Genomic DNA, 19,158 nt, shown 5'->3' with positions numbered 1-19,158 from the left:
GGCGCGCGCTCAGAGGTGGCGCGGGAGCTTGAGGACGTACCGCTCCTCGAGCACGTCCTGGTCGCGCTGGAGGGCCATGCGCTCCCCCGTGCGCGTGAAGCCGGCGCGCACGTAGAGGTCGCCGGCTGCGTTGTTGCCGTCGACGAGCCACAGCGACACGGTCCGGGCGCCGTCGGCCAGCGCCGCCTGACGGACCGCGTCGAGCAGCGCCCAGCCGATGCCCTGACGTCGCTGCTCGGGGGCGACCCACAGGCTGACGACGTGGCGGTCGTCGGTGGGCGAGCCGGGCTCCTGCAGCATCGAGACCAGTCCGCGCGGCTCCCCCGCGTCGTCGACCGCGAGCCAGGTGGGCACGGTCCGCACGCGCATGCGCCAGTGCTTCTCCTTGAACCGCTCCTCGCGGCTCAGCGACGACCCGAACGCATCGGGGTCCTCGCGCAGCGCCCGGAGCCGGATACGGGAGACGGCGTCCCAGTCGTCCTCGGTCGCGAATCTGATCTGCACCGTCACAGGATGCCGTACGCGAGGCGGTGCGCCGTCCTCACCCGCCGTGTCCCTGCGGGTCGGGTCGGGCACGCGCGACGTCGGCGACGGCCTCCTCCGGCCGGGGCGCGATCGTCTCGTCGTACTCGAGCTCCGGGACGGCGTCCCTCGCGTCCAGGGGCGGGACGGCCGCCGTGCGCGCGTCGGGCTCGCTCATGTCGGGTCTCCTCGTGGTCGCGTCGTCCTGCGGACAGTGTCCGCCGGACCTGACCTGCGCGCACGTCGTCGCGAGCGACCGGGACGACGAGCCCGGCGCACCGGTCGTCGCGCGTCGGACCTGGTCCGGTCGGGCGCCGTCACCCGATACGGTGGCGTCGTGCTCGTCCTCGGTGTCTGCAGCCTGAAGGGTGGCGTCGGCAAGACGTCCGTGACGCTCGGCCTCGCCTCGGCCGCGCTCGAACGCGGCCTGCGCACGCTCGTCGTCGACATGGACCCGCAGGGCGACTCGACGATGTCGCTCGGCGTGCGGCCGGAGGGAGCGGACGTCGCGAGCGTGCTCGACGAGCCCGGCGAGGAGTCGGTGCGCGCGGCGACGACGCCGAGCACGTGGGCGGACGAGGGGCTCGACGTCCTGCCCGGCTCCGAGCGCAGCGCGCGCCACGACCGGCTCGAGGAGGGCGACCTCGACCGCCTGCGCTACGCGCTGTCGTGGGTCCGGGACTACGACCTGGTGCTGGTCGACTGCCCGCCGTCGCTGGGCTCGCTGACCCGGCTCGGGCTCACCGCGTGCGACCGCGCGGTCGTGGTCACCGAGCCGGGGCTGTTCGCCGTGATGGCGGTCGGCCGGGCGATGCGGACGATCGACGAGCTCCGACGGGGGCCGGCCGCGACGCTGCAGCCGCTGGGGATCGTCGTGAACCGCGTGCGCGCCCGCTCCCTCGAGCAGGCGTACCGCCTCGACGAGCTGCGGACCCTGTACGGGCCGCTGATCCTCTCCCCCGACGTGCCCGAGCGCGCCGCCCTGCAGCAGGCGCAGGGCGCCGCGCAGCCCGTGCACGCGTGGCCGGGCGCGGCCGCCGCCGAGCTCTCGCGGGTGTTCGAGGCCCTCCTGGACCGCGCGCTGCGGGCACCCCGCCGCTGAGCGAGCGCGCCGGTCCGAGCGGTTCCGCCGCCGGAGACGACGAAGGCCGGCGACCCGGAGGTGGCCGGCCTTCGAGGCGGCAGATCAGCTGGCGCTGCGCGTCAGATCGCGCTGCGCGCCTGGCGACGGCGCGCGAGCTCGTCGCTCGGGTGCTCCCCCGGCGTCTCCTGCTCGTCCTCGGCCCGCTCGGTCGGCAGCTCCGCGAGCGTGCCCTCCACCTCGCGCCAGACGCGGCCGACGGCGATGCCGAACACACCCTGGCCGCCCTGCACCAGGTCGATGACCTCGTCCGCCGACGTGCACTCGTAGACCGAGGCGCCGTCCGACATCAGGGTGATCTGGGCGAGGTCGTCGACCCCGCGCTCGCGCAGGTGGCTCACGGCCGAGCGGATCTGCTGGAGCGACACGCCCGTGTCGAGCAGGCGCTTGACGACCTTGAGCACCAGGATGTCCCGGAAGGAGTACAGGCGCTGGGTGCCGGAGCCCGTCGCGGGACGGACGGACGGCTCGACCAGCCCGGTGCGGGCCCAGTAGTCGAGCTGCCGGTACGTGATGCCGGCGGCACGGCACGCGGTCGGGCCGCGGTAGCCGGTCGCGGTGTCGAGATCCGGCAGGTCGTCGTCGAACAGGAGGCCCTGCGCGCGTTGCGGGACGCTCGTGACGTCCTCCGCGTTCTCGTTCAGCACGCTTCCTCCACTCGTCGCGCCCGGTCTCGCACGTCCGTGCGGTGCGCCTGGCCCCACGCTAGGCACCCGGGTCACCGGACGCAACGACACGCGGGGCGTGTCGCCGTCGGCGAGTCTCACCTTGAACCTCAACTTGAGACTTTTGCTACACCGCTCACCCTTCGCGGGCCGTCGTCACCCGCCCTCGGGCTCCTTGCCGGTCTCGAAGTCCTCGGGCGTGACCTGGTCGAGGAACTCCCGGAACCGCTCGACGTCCTCCTCGGCGCCCTCGGCGCCGTCCGTCACGACGACCTCGATGCCCGCCAGCGCGACGATCTCGGCCGAGCACCGCACCGGGACCCCGAACCGCAGCGCCACCGCGATCGCGTCCGAGGCGCGCGCGTCGACCCGGGCGCCGTTGCCGAGCTCGATCTCCGCGTGGAACACGCCCTCCGTCAGACGCGTGATCCGCACGCCCACCACCTGCTCGCCCGCGGCCACGAGCAGGTCGCGCAGCAGGTCGTGCGTCATGGGGCGGGGAGGGACCACACCGGCCTGCGCGGCGGCGATCGCTCCCGCCTCCGCCGGCCCGATCATGATCGGCACCACCAGCTCGGACTCCGCGTCGAGAAGCAGCACGACGATCTCCTCGACCGCGGGGTGCCGACGCACCCCGACGACCTCGACGACGACCAGCTCGGGCTCTTCCACGCCTCCACGCTACGTCGGACGGGCCGATGCGGCAGCGGGGCGGCGCAGCCGGGCCACGGACGGGGTCCGGTCGCAGTCAGGGCGCGACGTCCGTCACGGCGGCCCGCACGAGCGCCGTGTGCATCCGCGCGCACAGCTCCCCGAGCTCGGCCGCCAGCGTCGCGGCGTGCGCGCGCGACGACGCGTTGCGCTGACCCCGCCACGGCGCGACGACCTGGTCGACCAGGTCCGCCTGCCGCTCGGCCGCCTGCCGGAACTGGCGCAGGTGCCGGACGTCGATGCCGTGCTCGGCGAGCGCAGCCGCCGTCGTGACGACCTCGCGGGCCCACGGCTCGAACGTCCCGCCCGGCCGCGCGACGAGGACGCCGGCGGCGACGAGCTCGGCGACGAACTCCGCCTCGACCCCACTCTCCTGCGCCAGCGCGGCCGCGCCCACGCGCTCGTCGGCCCGCTGCAGGACGCCGTCCGTCGCCGCGAGGCGCGCGCGCGAGGTCGGCTCGTCCTCCTCGCCCGCGTCGAGCGCCGCGAGGCGCTCGCCGATCACGCGCAGGGGCATGTACCGGTCCCGCTGCTGGCGCAGGACGAACCGGAGCCGCTCGATGTCGGCCGGCGAGTACTGCCGGTACCCCGCAGGCGTGCGGACGGGCTCGACGAGTCCCTGCTCCTCGAGGAAGCGCAGCTTGGACGGCGTCACGGCCGGGAACTCGATCTGGAGCGCCGCGAGCACGTCGGAGATCCGCATGGACGCGCGGCGGGACAGGCCGCGCGGCCACGGCTCGTGCGCGGCGGGCTCGTCGGGTGCGCCGGACCGCGACGGCTCCTGCGCGACGTCGGGGACGTCCGGGACCTCGTCCACGTGCCGCCGTGCGCGCCCCCCGCTCGCCGGGCTCACCGGCGGCACCTGCGGCCGCGTGTCGTCGTGGAGATGGTCGTGGCGCGCGTCATGCCTCGGGCTCGCGGTGCGGGCTCGGGTGGAAGGTCAGGCGGTACTTCCCGATCTGCACCTCGTCCCCCGAGCGCAGCACCGTCTGGTCGATCCGGGTCCGGTTCACGTACGTCCCGTTCAGGGAGCCGATGTCCCGTACGACGAAGTGCGCACCGTCGCGCACGAACTCGGCGTGCTTGCGCGACACGGTCACGTCGTCGAGGAAGATGTCCGCCTGCGTCGACCGGCCCGCGACCGTGCGCTCGGCGTCGAGGAGGAACCGCGCGCCGGCGCTGGGGCCGCGCTGCATCACCAGCAGCGCGGACGTGGGCGGCAGCGCGTGGACGGCGGCCGACTCGTCCGGGGTCAGGCCGACCGGCGCGCCCTGCTCGATCTCCACCGGCGAGAGCTGACCGAAGTTGACGGTGGTCTCCGGGCCGCCGGGCGTGCGTGTGGTCCGCTCGTCGTCCATCATCAGACCTCCCCGCTCGCACCGTCGGTGCGGATGTGCACATGACCCACCGCCGACAGACCCGTCGCCGATCGCCCCACCCTATGCAACGCGGGAGCCCGGCGCAGCCCTCCGAACGGCTGCACGTCCTCGCGCGGCACCTCAGCCGCCCTCGGGCGGGACGGGCGTCGCGTACGCCGGGTCCGGGAGCGCCCGCACCGCGGTGACCTGGACCAGGTCGAGCTGGTCGACCTCGCCGGACGCCCCGGCGCCGCGCACCGTCGCCATCGCGCCGCCCGGGATCTGCAGCGCGATCGCGAGCGTCTCCGGGTCGCCGATCGCGCGCCACGTGAACGGAGCCTGGAGCTCGACGCCGTCGAGCGCCACGGCGCCACGGGTGCCCGTGAACGACGAGCTGGCCGTGATCCGCTGGTCGTTGAGCTGGATCGCCTCGGCGCCCGCGTTGCGGAGCTCCTCGAGCATGTTGAGCATCGTCGTGGGCTGCAGCCCGCCCTCGGGGTCGACGAGCAGCACCTCGACGCCCGGGCCCTCCGCGGGCAGCCGGCCTGAGAGGATCCCCTGGGTCACGGCGCTGCGCCGCAGCGAGTCCAGCGCCGCCTGCTGCCGGTCCGAGCCGGACAGCAGCTCGTCCCGCTCGCCGCGCAGGTCCGAGACCTCCTGGCGGAGCTGGTCGCCGCGCTCCGTCGTCTCGTCCAGGATGCGGACGAGCTCCGACTGACGCAGGCCCGCGAGCGCGCTCTCGTCGTTCTGCCGGACCTGGACGACGACCGCGAACCCCAGCAGCGCGCACAGCACGCCCGCGAGCAGCTGGGCACGCGTCGCGCGGGGACGCAGCGAGGCGCCCAGGACGCGCCAGCCGTTGGCAGGCGAGGCGCCTGCCGGGTCGGTTGCTGGTTCGACGACCGGTTCGGTTGCCGGCTCGGTTGCCGGCTCGGTTGCCGCATCGTCCTCCGGGGTCGCCGTCGGGCCGTCCGTCGGCGCGACGGTCGTCGTCGTGGCCGCCGCTCTGATGGACGGCGCCGGAGCGGGCGCGTCGCCGGTCACCTGCGGCGCGGGACCGGGCTCCGCGACGGGCTCGTCGGGCACCGCCGCGTCGGACGCGGGCTCGTCGGGAACGGCCGGGCCGGCAGGACGGACCTCGGCGGGCGCCTGGTCGACGGCCGCGTGGTGGACCGGCGCCTCGTGGACCGGCGCCTCGTGGTCCGCCGTCGGGTCGTCCTGCGGCTCGACGGCGGGACCGTCGTCGGCGAGACCGTCGTCGGCGAGACCGTCGCCAGCCGTGAGGCGTCCCGCGTCGGGTGCGCCGGCGCCGTCGGTGACCGGGCGCGCGTCGGCCTGCTCCGAGGCGCGCACGGGCGCGTCCTCGGCCCGGCGGTCGCCGTCGGCCGGCACGCTCGGCGGCGGCACGTCCTCGTCGGGGTCCGCCACGTCAGGCCTTGAACAGGTGACGGCGGATCGAGGCGGCGTTGGAGAAGATCCGGATGCCGAGCACCACGACGACGGCCGTCGAGAGCTGGCTGCCGACGCCGAGCTGGTCGCCCAGGAAGACGATGAGCGCCGCGACGATGACGTTCGACAGGAACGAGATGAGGAAGACGCGGTCGTCGAAGATCCCGTCGAGCATGGCCCGGACGCCGCCGAAGATCGCGTCCAGCGCGGCCACCACGGCGATCGGCAGGTAGGGCTGGAGCTCGGGTGGCACGGTGGGCTGCAGCACCAGGCCTGCGACGACGCCGATGACCAGGCCGATGACGGCGATCACGAGCTCTCCTCCCCGACGCCCCGGGGTCCCCCGGCGGACGCTCCGGCGCGCGCGTCGTGCGACGAGGCTGCCACAGCGACCGCCGTCGACGAAACCGCGACGCCCGTGCCGCGCGACGACGTCACCGAGCCGTCCGTCGCCGAGGGCGAGGACGCCGCCGACGGGGTGGCCGTGGGCGACGGGACGAGAGCGTCCGGGAGGGCGCCGGCGGGCACCGTGGCGTGGCGCAGGTTCACCTGCCCGGCGCCCGGCAGGTCGAGCGACGACTGCGCGGAGATGTCGACGCCGATCCCGTACGTGGAGCGCAGGGCCGTGATGAGCTGGCCGGCGCTGCTGCGGACGAGACCGGTCTGCAGGCGCGTCGAGCTGCCGATCGCGTCGACGCGGTAAGGGCTGGTCAGGGGGACGAGGTCGACCAGGACGGCACTGCCCGCGCTGCGGATCGCGGTCGTGGAGGTGACGCGCTGCCCGTTGATCGCGACCGCCTCGGCCCCGGACGACCAGAGGCCGTTCACGACCACCTGGAGGTCGACGTCCTGCACGCGGGACTCGTCGCCGAGGTCGCTCGTCGCGGCCGAGGGAGCGTCGCTCAGCTCGACACGCAGGCCCGGTCCCGTGACCTCGGACTGGCCCGCCTCGACGGTGCCGGCGGCCAGCTCGGTGCGCAGCGCGGCGTCGCCCTGCCCGACGAGGGCGGACTGCAGCGCCGTGATCTGCTCGCCGAGCGCCGCGGACTCCTCCTGGAGCGCGGCCACCTGGTCGCTGCGCTCGACGATGTTGCCCTCGAGCACCTCGCGCGCCCGCTGGGCGGAGCTGGTCGGCTGGTGCAGGGTCAGTGCCGCGGCCGTCACCGCGAGCCCCAGCAGCACGGCCGCCACCAAGAGGACCGCCCGGCGGCCGGGCCCCGGCGGAGCCTGCTCCCCTGCGGCGCGGCGCCGCGCCGCGAGCGCGTAGCCGGGGTCGAGCGGGCGCCGGTACACCTCGGTGAGCAGCGTCATGGAGGCGTCCGGCCGGCGGTCGGGCGCCCCGGAGTCGATGCCGTGACGGGTGCTCACGGCAGCCCCGCCGAGGGCTCCCCCGGGCTCGTCCCGTCGGTCTCCCGCGCACGCAGCCGTCGGCGCGCCTGCACCAGGTAGAGCGCGCCCGCGAACCAGTACAGCCCGACGCCCCAGAGCGCGAACGCCCAGCCGGCGACCTCCGCGACCGTGCCGACCCACGAGTCCCACGAGGCGAGCAGCAGCAGCGGGAACGCGTACAGGAGCGCGAACGTGCCCGCCTTGCCCGCGAGGTGCACCTGCGGCGGCGGGTAGCCGGCGCGGGCGAGCACCAGCAGCATCAGGCCGAGCACCAGCTCGCGCGCGACGATGACGACCAGGAGCCAGAGCGGGACGACGCCTCGCCACACCAGCCCGACGAGCGTGACGGCGATGAACAGCCGGTCGGCTGCGGGGTCCAGGAGCTGGCCGAGCCGCGTGACCTGGCCGAGCCGCCGCGCGAGGACGCCGTCGAGCCAGTCGCTGGCGCCGGAGACCGCGAGCACGAGCACCGCCCAGCCGTCCTGGCCGGTGGCGATGAGCACGCCGAAGACCGGCACGAGCAGCAGCCGCACCATGCTGATGGCGTTGGGGATCGTGAGCACGCGCGTGCTGAGCTCCCCGACGTCACCGGGGTCGTCCCGTCGCACCTGGTCCGTCACGTGCGCGTGCCTCCCGTCGTCGTGCCCGCCCGATCCTAAGCGGCTGCCCCGCGCACGTCCGCGCACGCCGCGTCCGTGCGCGCCGTGCGGCTTCCGGTCCGGACGGCGGGTAAGGACGTGGCGTGCGACGCTGCACCCGTGCACACCAACGATCCCGCCGTCGTCGACCGGCTCCTGCGCGGACCCGGCCGCTGGGCCGTCGTCGGCCTGTCCACCAACCGGGACCGGGCCGCGTTCGGCGTCGCCGCGTACCTGCAGCGTCTCGGCAAGACGATCGTGCCCGTCCACCCCAGCGCCCCCGTGGTGCACGACGAGCAGGGCTACGCCTCGCTCGCGGACGTACCCGGCGACATCGACGTCGTCGACGTGTTCGTGAACTCCTCGCTCGCCGGCGCCGTCGTCGACGAGGCCGTCGCGCGCGGCGCTCGCGCGGTCTGGCTCCAGCTCGGCGTGGTCGACGAGGCCGCCGCCGAGCGCGCCCGCGCCGCGGGGCTCGACGTGGTGATGGACGCGTGCCCGGCGATCGAGGGGCCGGCGCGCGGGCTGGGCTGACCTGGGCCGCTGACCTACGCCGCTGATCCGCGCCGCTGAACTGCGCCGCTGGTCCGCGCGACGGTCCTGTGCGGCACGTCACCCGTCCGGGACCGTCCGCTCCGGGGACCGCGCGGCTACCATGGGGACATCGCGGAGTTCGTCGCGTCCCCCCTGGAGTATCGCCCCCACCCTTCGTCGGTCGGTGGGCGTCGTCGTGCGAGGGGCACCTGAGGGTGCCCGGGTGTTCGGGGTTGCGACAGCCGCGCGCCGACCTGGCGCCGGTCAGTCCTCCCCCGAAACGAAACGGCCGTACATGACCATGCCCACGGGCTCCTTGCTGTCCTCCTCCACCCCCGGTGCTCCCCCCTCGACCGGCACCGACGCGTCGCCCGAGCTGACGTTCGACTCGCTCGGGATGCCGGACGCGCTCGACCGCGCCGTCCGCGACCTCGGCTTCGTCACGCCGTCGGCGATCCAGGCGCGTGCGATCCCCGCGCTGCTCGCGGGCCGCGACATCGTCGGGGTCGCGCAGACCGGCACCGGCAAGACGGCGGCGTTCGGCCTCCCGCTGCTCGCGGCGGTCGACCCCGCCGTCGGCGCGGTCCAGGCCATCGTCCTGACCCCCACGCGCGAGCTCGCGATGCAGGTCGCCGAGGCGGTCTCGACGTTCGCCCGCCACCTGCCCGGCATGACGGTGCTGCCGGTCTACGGCGGCGCGCCGTTCCTGCCCCAGCAGCGCGCGCTGCAGCGGGGCGCGCAGGTCGTCGTCGGCACGCCCGGGCGTGTCATCGACCACCTCGAGCGCGGCTCGCTCGTGCTCGACCGCGTGCGCTACCTCGTTCTCGACGAGGCCGACGAGATGCTGCGCATGGGCTTCGCCGAGGAGGTCGAGAAGGTCCTCGAGCGGGTGCCCACGGGCCGCCAGGTCGCGCTCTTCTCCGCGACGATGCCCCCCGCCATCCGTCGGGTCGCCGAGCAGCACCTGGTGAACCCCGTCGAGGTCACGGTCGCCCGGCAGTCGTCGACCGTGACCACGGTCAAGCAGACGTACTCCGTGGTCCCGCACCGCCACAAGGCCGGCGCGCTCGGCCGGGTCCTCGCGGTCTCGGAGGCCGACGCGGCGATCGTGTTCGTGCGGACGCGCGGCGCCGCCGAGGAGCTGGGCAGCGCGCTCGTCGAGCGCGGCGTCTCCGCAGCGTTCATCTCCGGCGACGTCGCCCAGGGCGACCGGGAGAAGATCGTCGACCGCCTCCGCAACGGCGCGCTCGACGTCCTCGTCGCGACCGACGTGGCGGCGCGCGGGCTCGACGTCGAGCGGATCGGGCTCGTCGTGAACTACGACGTCCCGCGCGAGCCGGAGACCTACGTCCACCGGATCGGCCGGACCGGCCGCGCCGGGCGCGACGGCGTCGCGCTCACCTTCGTCACGCCGTCCGAGCAGTCCCGGCTGCGCACGATCGAGCGGACCACGCGCACCACGCTCGAGCAGGTCGCCGTGCCCTCGCCCGCCGAGGTCTCCGCGCACCGTGTCCGCGCCCTCCTGGCGCGCGTCCCCGGCCGCGTGCAGGCCGGCCGGCTCGACGTGTACCGGCAGGCGGTCGCGACCCACCTCCTCGAGAACCCCGAGCTGGACCCGACCGCGCTGCTCGAGGCGGTCCTCGCGCTCGCCGTGGGCGACGAGGGTCCCGGCCAGGCCGGTGCCGACGACCTCGACGACGCGCTCGCGCGGGCGAGCCTGTCCACCGACCGCCCGCGCCGGGACCACGACGACGCCGCCCCGCGTCGCCGGGCGAGCACCCACATCGCCGGCGGGTCGCCGCGCTGGCGCGTGGCGGTCGGGCACCGCGACGGCCTGCAGCCCGGCGCGCTCGTCGGAGCGCTCACCGGCGAGGGCGGCCTGACCGGCGCCGACGTCGGCAAGATCGACATCTTCGGCAGCTTCGCGCTGGTCGACATCCCGGGCGGCCTCACGCCCGAGGCCGTCGACAAGCTCTCCCGCACGCGGGTGGCCGGGCGGCCCCTGCGGATCCGCCTCGACGCCGGCCCGCGCGGGGGTCACGGCACGAGCCGTCCGACCACCGGCCACACGAGCGGGCACCACGGTGGCCCCGGGCACGGCCCGGCGCGCGGCCGCAGCTGACGACCGGTCAGCGCGGGCCGCTGCGGGCCACGCTGCCCGCGGCGGCCCGCGCCACCGCGATGTCCGCCTCGCGCAGGACGGCCCCCGCGTCCTCGTAGCCCCGCAGGCTCGGCACCATGCCGATCCGGACCCGGTCACCCATCGCGCTGACCAGCGCGTCGAGGACACCCCGCACGCGTGACGGCACGCCCCCGGGGCCGGTGTCCTCGAGCAGCAGGGCGACCTCGTCGTCCGAGCTCCGGGCCGCGGTGTCGCCCGCGCGGACGGCGTCCCGCAGCCGCTCCGCGACCTCGCGGAGCGACTCGGTGGACGCCGCTCCGCGGGCACCGCCCGGCTGGCTGACGACGGGCGCTCGGACCACGACGAGCGCGCAGTCGTAGTCGTCGATCCGGTGTGCACGCACGACCGCCGCCCCGAGCCGGTCGAGGAACAGCAGGCGCGTCGCCAGGCCGGTCTCGGCGTCGCGCAGCGCGTCGCGCTGCTGCGAGAGCTCGGCCTGCTTGCGGTCCGTCACGTCGACGATCGTCCCGACGAGCCGGGCGGGGCAGCCCGCGTCGTCGAGCACGGTCATCGCCCGGCAGAGCAACCAGCGGTACTCGCCGCCCGCGCTGCGGACCCGGTGCTCGAGCTCGAGCGTCGAGTCGACCCCGGCGAGGGACGCGGCGATCGCGGTCGAGACCTCGTCGCGGTCCGCCGGGTGCACACGGTCGAGCCACTCCGTCGGCGACGAGCCGACCGACTCGTCGTCGTAGCCCAGCGTCTGCTTCCAGCGCGGCGAGTAGTACACGGTGCCCTTCGAGACGTCCCAGTCCCACGTCCCGTCGTCGGCCGCCATCGACGCCAGCGCGTAGTGCTCCTCGCTGACCCGCACGGCGTCCGCGAGCGCGCGCTCGCGCGCCGCGGCCTGCTCGAGCTGGAGCCGCTGCTCGTGCAGCGAGGCGAGGAGGCTCTGCTGGTCGAGCGCCACGGCGAGCAGCGCGGCCCAGTGGTTGAACCGGTCGCGCGCGGTCGTGGAGCGCGCCTCGACCGGGCCCTCGACGGCGAGCAGCCCCCAGTCGCTGCGGCCGCAGGTCACCGGCACCACGAAGGTCGCCTCGGCGACCAGCCCGCCCCGGAGCATCGGCAGCGGCGGGAAGTCGGCGGGCACCGTGCGCGTCCCGACGAGCCGGGTCAGGGCGCCTGCCGCGTCGCGGACCCCGACGATCTCCAGCTCGCGGTCTCCGCCGGGCCCGTCGACCCACAGCGCCAGGCACGCGCGCCCGCGCAGCCCGCGCGGGAGCCACTCGAGCGTGCGCGGGTCGGTGCCGTCCCGCAGCAGGTCCATCGCCACCTCGTACTGGTGCTCCACGGTCGCCTCGAGGCGTCCCGCGCGGCCGAGCAGCGCCGCGGTGCAGCCGCGGGTGAGCGCGAGGATGACCGCGGTGGTGGTGCGCTCGAGCGTGGCGGCCGCGGTGCCGGCCGGCTGCTCGACCAGCAGCGTGTCGCGAGCACGGTGCACCGCGGCGACGAGCAGCTCGAGCGCGTCGGGGTAGGGCTGCAGCGCCGTGGTGAGCTCGGCGAGCCGCGCCATCGCCGCGTCGTCCGGCACCGCGCCGCCCAGGGCCGCGCCCAGGGGCTCGACGACCGCGTGGCACCAGGCCTCCTGCGGCGTCCGTCGCTCGTGCCGCTCGGCGCGACGGTCGGGGTGCCGCTCCGGGTGCCGGTCGGGGTGCCGCTCGGAACGGGCGTCAGTGCGGGCGTCGGTGCGGGCCTCGGCGCGCACGTCGATGCGCGGGTCCGGGCGCACCTCGCGGTGCGTGCGGGGGTCGTGGGGGCCGGGGATCAGCCCGCGCCCGCCGGAGAACGCGGTGCGGGTGAGGTCGAGCAGGTCGTCGCGCCAGTCGTCCCGGGAGGCGTCGGTGCGGGTCAGGGGCGTGCAGCCGCAGGACTCGCGCACCACGAGCGAGGTGGCGGTGCGGTGCTCCCCCACCGGCACGACCTCGCCCCGCAGGCGCGCCAGGAGCAGCCGCACGGCGGCCTCGCCGACACGGTCGAAGTGCGCGTCGACGGTCGTGAGCCGCGGGGTGAGGCGTGCGCCGAAGTCGGCGTGGTCGAACGCCACGACGGCCTGGTCCCGCGGCACCGCGAGGCCCGCATGACGCAGGCCGGCGATCAGGCCGGCGGCGTTGCGGTCGGTCGCGACGACGACCGCGGTCGTGGGCAGGCCGGCCGCGAGCAGCCGGCGCGCCGCGGCCTGGCCACCGGGCTCGTTGTTGTCGCTCGCCTCGTAGACCCACGCGCCGTCCGCCTCGAGGCCGTGCGCGGCGAGCGTGTCGCGGTAGGCGGCGAACCGCTCCCGCATGTCGCGCTGGGTGAGCGACCCGACGAACCCGATCGCCCGGTGGCCGTGCTGGATGAGGTGCTCGACCGAGGCCCGCACGCCCGCGGCGTTGTCCGGCAGCACGACGGGCACGCTGCGGGACGGGAGCTCCTCGCTGACCAGCACGGTCGGCAGCCCGCTGGCCTCGAGCCGGCTCAGCCGCTCGTGCGGCAGCGCCCCGCTGAGCACCACCAGCCCGTCGACCGCGCCGAGCGCGACGGGCACGTCGTCGGGCTCCGCCGCCCCCTCGCGGTCGAGACCCGCCGGGTACGTCTGGACCGCGACGACGCGGTGCCCGCCCGCGCGGCACGCCCGCGCGACGCCGGCGATGACCGCCCCGAAGTAGAAGCCGCCGACGACGGGCGCGAGCACCCCGACCGTCCGTCGAGCGGGGTTCGCCAAGGACCCGTGCCGACCTGTTCCCGCTGAGACCACCCTGCCACCCCGTCAACGTCGTCGGAGCCGAGATGATGCGATTCGGACGCATCGGGCGACACACTAGGCGATTGTGACCACTCCGGCAGCACCCCGAGCAGGACGACGCCCCACCATCTCGGACGTCGCGCGCGCCGCGGGCGTCTCGACCGCCGTCGTGTCCTATGCCCTGAACGACCGGCGCGGCGTCTCCGGGGCGACCCGCGAGCGCGTGCTGCGCGTGGCCGACGAGCTCGGCTGGCGCCCCAACCCCGCCGCCCGGTCGATGCGCGCCGGCGCGCAGGCCGTCGGGCTGGCGATCGTCGCGGGCGAGGCGCTGCACGGCGCGCCCGTGCTCGACGTCGTGGCGTCGCTGCAGCGCGCGCTCGCGCCGCGCGGCCTCTCGGTGGACCTGCGGGTCGTGGACGACGACGTCGCCGCGGCCGAGCTGTACACCCGGTGGGGCGCCGAGCGTCGCTGCGAGGCGGTCGTCGTGCCGAACGTGCGGGTCGACGACCGGCGCCTCGCGGCGGTCGCGGCCGCCGGGCTGCGCGCGGTCGTCGTCGGGCCCCCGCACATCACGCCGGAGCTGTCCGCGGTGGAGGTCGACGACGCCGACGCGTACGCGCGGGTGGGGCGGTACCTCCTCGACCTGGGGCACACGCGCGTCGCGGCCGTCACGGGACCCGCCGACTGGGTGCGCACTGCCGAGTGCGAGGCCGGCCTCCGGCGGGCGCTCGCCGCGGGCGGTGCGGAGCTGGAGGCGGCGGCCACGGACGGCACCGCCGAGGGCGCCGCGGCGGCGGCGCGCCGGCTGCTGATGGCGGCCGCGCCGCCGACCGCGCTGGTGCTCGAGACCGACCTGATGGCGCTCGCCGCCCTGGACGTCGCCCGGCGCACGGGTCTGGTCCTGCCCTGGGACCTGTCGGTCGTCGCCGGCGCGGACAGCGTGCTGTGCCGCCTGGCCACGCCGGCCCTGAGCAGCCTGCCCGCGCTCGGTGCCGAGCTGGGGACCGCCCTGGCGACGGCCGTGCTCGGCGCGCTCGCCGCGGGCCCGGAGGACGCGCCGGTGCGTGTCCCGCTCCAGGTCGCGGCGCTGGCCGTGCGGGGCAGCACCGCGCCGCACGCGCGCTGACGACGAGGTCGCGGGCGCCGCGGGTGCCTCGACGTGGTACCGGTCCCGTGATCGGGAGCCGGGCCCGTCGCGAACCGGTTCGGGTCATTCGTCCTAATCGATTCGCCCGCTCCCCCGCAGATCGGCGGCGTGGTCAGGTGGGTCCCGGTCGCCGACGACTTCCCGGGGCGGCCCTCGTCCGCACAGCGTCGTCGCGGGCGGGCCGCTCGATCCCTCGGAGGACCACGTGTCCCGACACGGACCCCGCACCGCCGGCACCCGCCGGCGTCGCGCCGTCGCCGCCGCCACGACGGCTGTGCTCGCAGCAGTACCCCTCTCCATGGCGTTCATGTCCGGCGCGCAGGCTGCCGAGCCGCACGTCGACAACCCGTACGCCGGCGCCACGCAGTACGTGAACCCGACCTGGGCGTCCGCCGTGAAGGCGTCCGCGGCCAAGCAGAGCGACTCGTCGCTCGCGGCCCGGATGGCCACGGTGGCGAAGCAGCCCACCGCGGTGTGGATGGACCGCATCAGCGCCATCGAGGGCAACGCGGACGGCAACGGCCTGCGCTTCCACCTCGACAACGCCCTCGCGCAGAAGCAGGGCAGCACGCCGATCGTGGTCAACCTGGTCATCTACGACCTGCCCGGCCGCGACTGCTACGCGCTCGCGTCGAACGGTGAGCTCCCCGCGACCGACGCCGGCCTGGCGCGCTACAAGACCGAGTACATCGACCCGATCGCCGCGATGCTGGCCGAGCCGAAGTACGCCGGGCTGCGCATCTCGGCGACGATCGAGCCCGACTCGCTGCCGAACCTCGTGACGAACATCAGCGAGTCGACGTGCCAGCAGGCCGCGCCGTACTACCGCCAGGGCGTGAAGTACGCGCTCGACAAGCTGCACGCGATCCCCAACGTCTATAACTACATCGACATCGGCCACTCGGGCTGGCTCGGCTGGGACTCGAACGCCGGTCCCGCCGCGCAGCTCTTCGCCGAGGTCGCCAAGACGACCACCGCGGGCTTCGCGTCGATCGACGGGTTCGTGTCCGACGTCGCGAACACCACGCCGCTCGAGGAGCCGTTCCTGCCCGACTCGTCGAAGACGCTGGGCGGCGGCAACCCGATCCGCTCGAGCGACTTCTACGAGTGGAACTTCGACTTCGACGAGGTCGACTTCACCGCGCACATGCACCGGCTCCTGGTCGCGGCCGGGTTCCCCTCCAGCCTGGGCATGCTGATCGACACCTCGCGCAACGGCTGGGGCGGCCCCGCCCGACCGACCGCGGTCTCGACCAGCACCGACCTCAACACCTACGTCAACCAGTCGCGCGTGGACAAGCGCGTCCACCGCGGCGCCTGGTGCAACCCGCTCGGCGCGGGCATCGGCATGCTCCCGCAGGCCACGCCGTCGGGCTACACCGCGTCGCACCTGGACGCCTTCGTCTGGATCAAGCCCCCGGGTGAGTCGGACGGCGCGTCGTCGGACATCCCGAACGACCAGGGCAAGCGGTTCGACCGCATGTGCGACCCGACGTTCGTCTCGCCCAAGCTGAAGAACCAGCTCACCGGCGCCACGCCGAACGCGCCGCTCGCCGGCCAGTGGTTCGAGGACCAGTTCGTCACCCTGGTGAAGAACGCGTACCCGGTGATCTCCGGTGGCACCGTGGACCCCGACCCGGTCGACACCGTCGCCCCGTCGGTGCCCGCGGGCGTCACGGTCGGCGCGGTGACCAGCTCGAGCGTCGCGCTGTCGTGGACCGCGTCCTCCGACAACGCCGGCGGATCCGGCCTCGCGGGCTACGACGTCTACCGCGGCACGACCCTCGTCGGGTCGACGACCACGGCGAGCTACACCGCGACGGGCCTGACCCCGAGCACGGCGTACTCGTTCACGGTCCGCGCCAAGGACAAGGCGGGCAACGTCTCGGCCGCCTCGACGGCGGTCTCGGCGACCACGCAGCCCGGCACCGTGACGGACACGGTGGCGCCCTCGGTGCCCACCGGCCTGGCCGCGGGCACCGCGACGACGAGCAGCATCCCGCTGTCCTGGAACGCCTCCACGGACAACGCGGGCGGCTCGGGCGTCGCCGGCTACGACGTCTACCGGGGCACGACGCTCGTCGGCTCCAGCACCACGACGAGCTACACCGCGACCGGCCTCACGGCGGACACGGCGTACTCGTTCACGGTCCGGGCCAAGGACAACGCCGGCAACGTCTCGGCCGCGTCCTCCGCACTGAGCGCCCGCACCAAGGCCGCCGTCGAGCCGACGCCCGACCCGACCACGCCGCAGCCGGGCGCCTCCTGCAAGGTCTCCTACCAGGCCAGCAGCTGGAACACGGGTCTGTCGGCCAACGTCAAGGTCACCAACACGGGCTCCACCGCGCTCAACGGCTGGACGCTCAAGTTCACCTTCGCGAACGGCCAGCAGGTCACGCAGGGGTGGAGCGCGACCTGGACCCAGTCCGGTTCGGCCGTGACGGCGACGAACGCCGCGTGGAACGGCTCGCTCGCTCCGGGCGCGTCGACCGACATCGGCTTCAACGCGTCGCACTCGGGGACGAACACCGCCCCGACCTCCTTCACGCTCAACGGCGCTACCTGCACCGTCGCGTGACACCCACCGCAGGCGGTCGTGCCCCGGCACGGCCGCCTGCGGCGTCCCCGGGCAGGCCCGCCGGCCTCCCGCCGCCCGCTCTCAACGAGGAGAGACCGTGTCCGCACCACTGCACCTCCCCCGGCGCCTGCGCACCGCGCTGACCGGGTTCGTCACCGCGGCCGCCCTCGGCGTGCCGCTCGCCGTGGCCGCCGCACCGGCGCAGGCCGCGCCGGCCGCCGACTGGCTGCACGTCGAGGGCAACCGGATCGTCGACGAGGCCGGTACCGAGGTCTGGCTCACCGGCGCCAACTGGTTCGGGTTCAACGCCACCGAGCGCGTGTTCCACGGCCTGTGGTCGGTGAACCTCGAGTCGATCACGCGGTCCATGGCGGACCACGGCATCAACATCGTGCGCGTGCCCATCTCGACCCAGCTCCTGCTGGAGTGGAAGAACGGCCAGGCCGCCGTCTCCTCGGGCGTGAACACCTACGTCAACCCGGAGCTCGTCGGGAAGACCTCGCTGCAGGTCTTCGACCGGTTCCTCGAGCTCGCCGAGAAGTACGGCCTCAAGGTCATGCTCGACGTGCACAGCGCCGAGGCCGACAACGCCGGCCACTTCTACCCGGTGTGGTGGAAGGGCACGATCACGACCGAGAGCTTCTACTCGGCGTGGGAGTGGGTCACCGACCGCTACAAGACGAACGACACCGTCGTCGCCATGGACATCAAGAACGAGCCGCACGGGACCCCGAACTCCTCGCCGCGCGCCAAGTGGGACTCGTCGACCGACCAGGACAACTTCAAGAACACCTGCCAGGTGGCCGGGCGGCGGATCCTCGCGATCAACCCGCGCGTCCTCATCCTGTGCGAGGGCATCGAGGTCTACCCCAAGGAGGGCGTCTCCTGGTCCTCGACCAACGAGAAGGAGTACTACGGCACCTGGTGGGGCGGGAACCTGCGCGGCGTGAAGGACCACCCCGTCGACCTCGGCGCCCACCAGGACCAGCTCGTCTACTCGCCGCACGACTACGGGCCGCTGGTGTTCGACCAGGCCTGGTTCCAGAAGCCGTTCACGCGCGCCACGCTCGAGCAGGACGTCTGGGACCCGAACTGGCTCTACATCCACAAGCAGGGCATCGCCCCGCTCCTGATCGGCGAGTGGGGCGGCCGGGTCGGCCAGGACGAGCGCCAGGACCGCTGGATGACCGCGCTGCGGGACACCATGGTCGAGCGCAAGATCTCCCACACCTTCTGGTCGCTCAACCCGAACTCCGGTGACACCGGCGGCCTGCTGCTCGACGACTGGACCACGTGGGACGCGGCCAAGTACGCGATCCTCAAGCCCGCGCTCTGGCAGGACGGCGGCAAGTTCGTGAGCCTCGACCACCAGGTCCGGCTGGGCGGAGCGGGGAGCACGACCGGCAAGTCGCTCGGTGAGCTCGGCGGCACCGTCACCGACGTCACGCCGCCCAGCGTGCCGACCGGCCTCACGGCCGGCACCGCCACCACGACCACCTTGCCGCTGACCTGGTCGCCCGCGACCGACGCCGGCTCCGGGGTGGACGGCTACGACGTGTACCGGGGCACCACCCTGGTCGGGACGAGCAGCACGTCCGCCTACACGGTCACCGGGCTGCAGCCGGGCACCGCGTACACGTTCACCGTGCGGGCGCGCGACAAGGCCGGCAACGTCTCGGCGCGGTCCGCGGCGGTGACGGCCACGACGCGGTCCGGCACCAACCCGACGGACGACCCGACGAGCACCCCGACGAGCACGCCCACCGCCCCGCCCGTCGGCGCCTGCTCGGTGACCTACCAGGCCGGCACCTGGAGCACGGGCATGTCGGTGAACGTCAAGGTCAAGAACACGGGTACGACGAGCGTCAGCGGCTGGTCGCTGTCGTTCACGCTCCCGGCCGGCCAGCGCCTCGAGCAGGGTTGGAGCGCCACCTGGTCGCAGACCGGCCAGGTGGTCACGGCCACGGGCGCGCAGTGGAACAGCGCCCTCGCGCCGGGCGCCTCGGTCGACCTCGGGTTCAACGGGACCCACACCGGGACCACCACGAGCCCGACCGCGTTCACGCTCAACGGCTCCGCCTGCACCGTCGGCTGACGGCGCCTCCCGGAGTCCCTCGATCAG

17 protein-coding genes are annotated in these 19,158 nt (G+C 74.8%); 6 read left to right on the top strand and 11 right to left on the bottom strand.

The features are described 5' to 3' along the window. Window positions 1–9: 9 nt before the first annotated feature. Both KIN34_RS12645 and KIN34_RS12640 read right to left on the bottom strand, forming a co-directional pair. Entirely contained in the window at window positions 10–504 is a 495-nt protein-coding gene (locus KIN34_RS12645; RefSeq protein WP_214351095.1) for a GNAT family N-acetyltransferase, read from the bottom strand. A gap of 37 nt (window positions 505–541) precedes the next feature. After that, a complete protein-coding gene (locus KIN34_RS12640; protein WP_214351092.1) occupies window positions 542–700 on the bottom strand; it encodes a hypothetical protein in 159 nt (52 codons plus the stop codon). Window positions 701–859: 159 nt separating this feature from the next. Between KIN34_RS12640 and KIN34_RS12635 the strand changes: the two genes are divergently transcribed. Then, window positions 860–1,624: a ParA family protein gene (locus KIN34_RS12635; protein WP_214351089.1), complete on the top strand. Its 765-nt coding sequence runs from the start codon at window positions 860–862 to the stop codon at window positions 1,622–1,624. Between the two features lie 101 nt (window positions 1,625–1,725). Here KIN34_RS12635 and KIN34_RS12630 read toward each other — a convergent pair whose 3' ends face one another. The 8 genes from KIN34_RS12630 to clsA form a co-directional block, all read right to left on the bottom strand. Further along, the gene (locus tag KIN34_RS12630; RefSeq protein ID WP_214351086.1) at window positions 1,726–2,310 is read right to left on the bottom strand and encodes a MerR family transcriptional regulator; all 585 of its coding nucleotides are present in this window, start codon (window positions 2,308–2,310) and stop codon (window positions 1,726–1,728) included. Window positions 2,311–2,484: 174 nt separating this feature from the next. Then, complete coding sequence (locus tag KIN34_RS12625; protein ID WP_307858221.1) at window positions 2,485–3,000, bottom strand: bifunctional nuclease family protein; 516 nt, start codon at window positions 2,998–3,000, stop codon at window positions 2,485–2,487. Window positions 3,001–3,076: 76 nt separating this feature from the next. Continuing rightward, window positions 3,077–3,892, bottom strand: a complete 816-nt coding sequence (gene ftsR, locus KIN34_RS12620; protein WP_307858220.1) for a transcriptional regulator FtsR — start codon at window positions 3,890–3,892, stop codon at window positions 3,077–3,079. A 49-nt stretch (window positions 3,893–3,941) separates the two neighbouring features. Then, window positions 3,942–4,400: an FHA domain-containing protein gene (locus KIN34_RS12615; protein ID WP_214351083.1), complete on the bottom strand. Its 459-nt coding sequence runs from the start codon at window positions 4,398–4,400 to the stop codon at window positions 3,942–3,944. 138 nt (window positions 4,401–4,538) lie between these two features. Beyond that, entirely contained in the window at window positions 4,539–5,825 is a 1,287-nt protein-coding gene (locus KIN34_RS17415; protein ID WP_214351080.1) for a DUF881 domain-containing protein, read from the bottom strand. A gap of 1 nt (window position 5,826) precedes the next feature. Further along, window positions 5,827–6,159, bottom strand: a complete 333-nt coding sequence (locus tag KIN34_RS12605; RefSeq protein ID WP_214351077.1) for a small basic family protein — start codon at window positions 6,157–6,159, stop codon at window positions 5,827–5,829. After that, complete coding sequence (locus tag KIN34_RS12600; protein ID WP_307858219.1) at window positions 6,156–7,214, bottom strand: DUF881 domain-containing protein; 1,059 nt, start codon at window positions 7,212–7,214, stop codon at window positions 6,156–6,158. The genes KIN34_RS12605 and KIN34_RS12600 overlap by 4 nt, the downstream gene beginning before the upstream one ends. Continuing rightward, window positions 7,211–7,855 (bottom strand): cardiolipin synthase ClsA, encoded by a 645-nt coding sequence (gene clsA / locus KIN34_RS12595; RefSeq protein ID WP_307858218.1) that lies wholly within the window; start codon window positions 7,853–7,855, stop codon window positions 7,211–7,213. Before clsA ends, KIN34_RS12600 begins: the two co-directional genes overlap by 4 nt. Before the next feature lie 138 nt (window positions 7,856–7,993). Between clsA and KIN34_RS12590 the strand changes: the two genes are divergently transcribed. Continuing rightward, entirely contained in the window at window positions 7,994–8,407 is a 414-nt protein-coding gene (locus tag KIN34_RS12590) for a CoA-binding protein (protein WP_214351074.1), read from the top strand. A 295-nt stretch (window positions 8,408–8,702) separates the two neighbouring features. Next, window positions 8,703–10,529, top strand: coding sequence for a DEAD/DEAH box helicase (locus tag KIN34_RS12585; RefSeq protein WP_214351071.1), 1,827 nt, complete (start codon window positions 8,703–8,705; stop codon window positions 10,527–10,529). Window positions 10,530–10,536: 7 nt separating this feature from the next. On the opposite strand, the gene KIN34_RS12580 is transcribed toward KIN34_RS12585, so the two are convergent. Next, on the bottom strand, window positions 10,537–13,260 hold the full coding sequence (locus KIN34_RS12580; protein WP_214351069.1) for a substrate-binding domain-containing protein: 2,724 nt from the start codon (window positions 13,258–13,260) through the stop codon (window positions 10,537–10,539). Between the two features lie 136 nt (window positions 13,261–13,396). Between KIN34_RS12580 and KIN34_RS12575 the strand changes: the two genes are divergently transcribed. The 3 genes from KIN34_RS12575 (at window position 13,397) to KIN34_RS12565 (ending at window position 19,131) form a co-directional block, all read left to right on the top strand. Continuing rightward, a complete protein-coding gene (locus KIN34_RS12575; protein WP_214351066.1) occupies window positions 13,397–14,437 on the top strand; it encodes a LacI family DNA-binding transcriptional regulator in 1,041 nt (346 codons plus the stop codon). Between the two features lie 319 nt (window positions 14,438–14,756). Beyond that, entirely contained in the window at window positions 14,757–17,036 is a 2,280-nt protein-coding gene (locus tag KIN34_RS12570) for a glycoside hydrolase family 6 protein (RefSeq protein ID WP_237689100.1), read from the top strand. Window positions 17,037–17,133: 97 nt separating this feature from the next. Then, the gene (locus KIN34_RS12565) at window positions 17,134–19,131 is read left to right on the top strand and encodes a cellulase family glycosylhydrolase (RefSeq protein ID WP_214351059.1); all 1,998 of its coding nucleotides are present in this window, start codon (window positions 17,134–17,136) and stop codon (window positions 19,129–19,131) included. The last annotated feature ends 27 nt before the right edge of the window (window positions 19,132–19,158 follow it).

This window comes from Cellulomonas fulva, assembly GCF_018531375.1.
Lineage (GTDB): Bacteria > Actinomycetota > Actinomycetes > Actinomycetales > Cellulomonadaceae > Cellulomonas > Cellulomonas fulva.
This window is presented reverse-complemented; position numbering and strand designations above follow the sequence as displayed.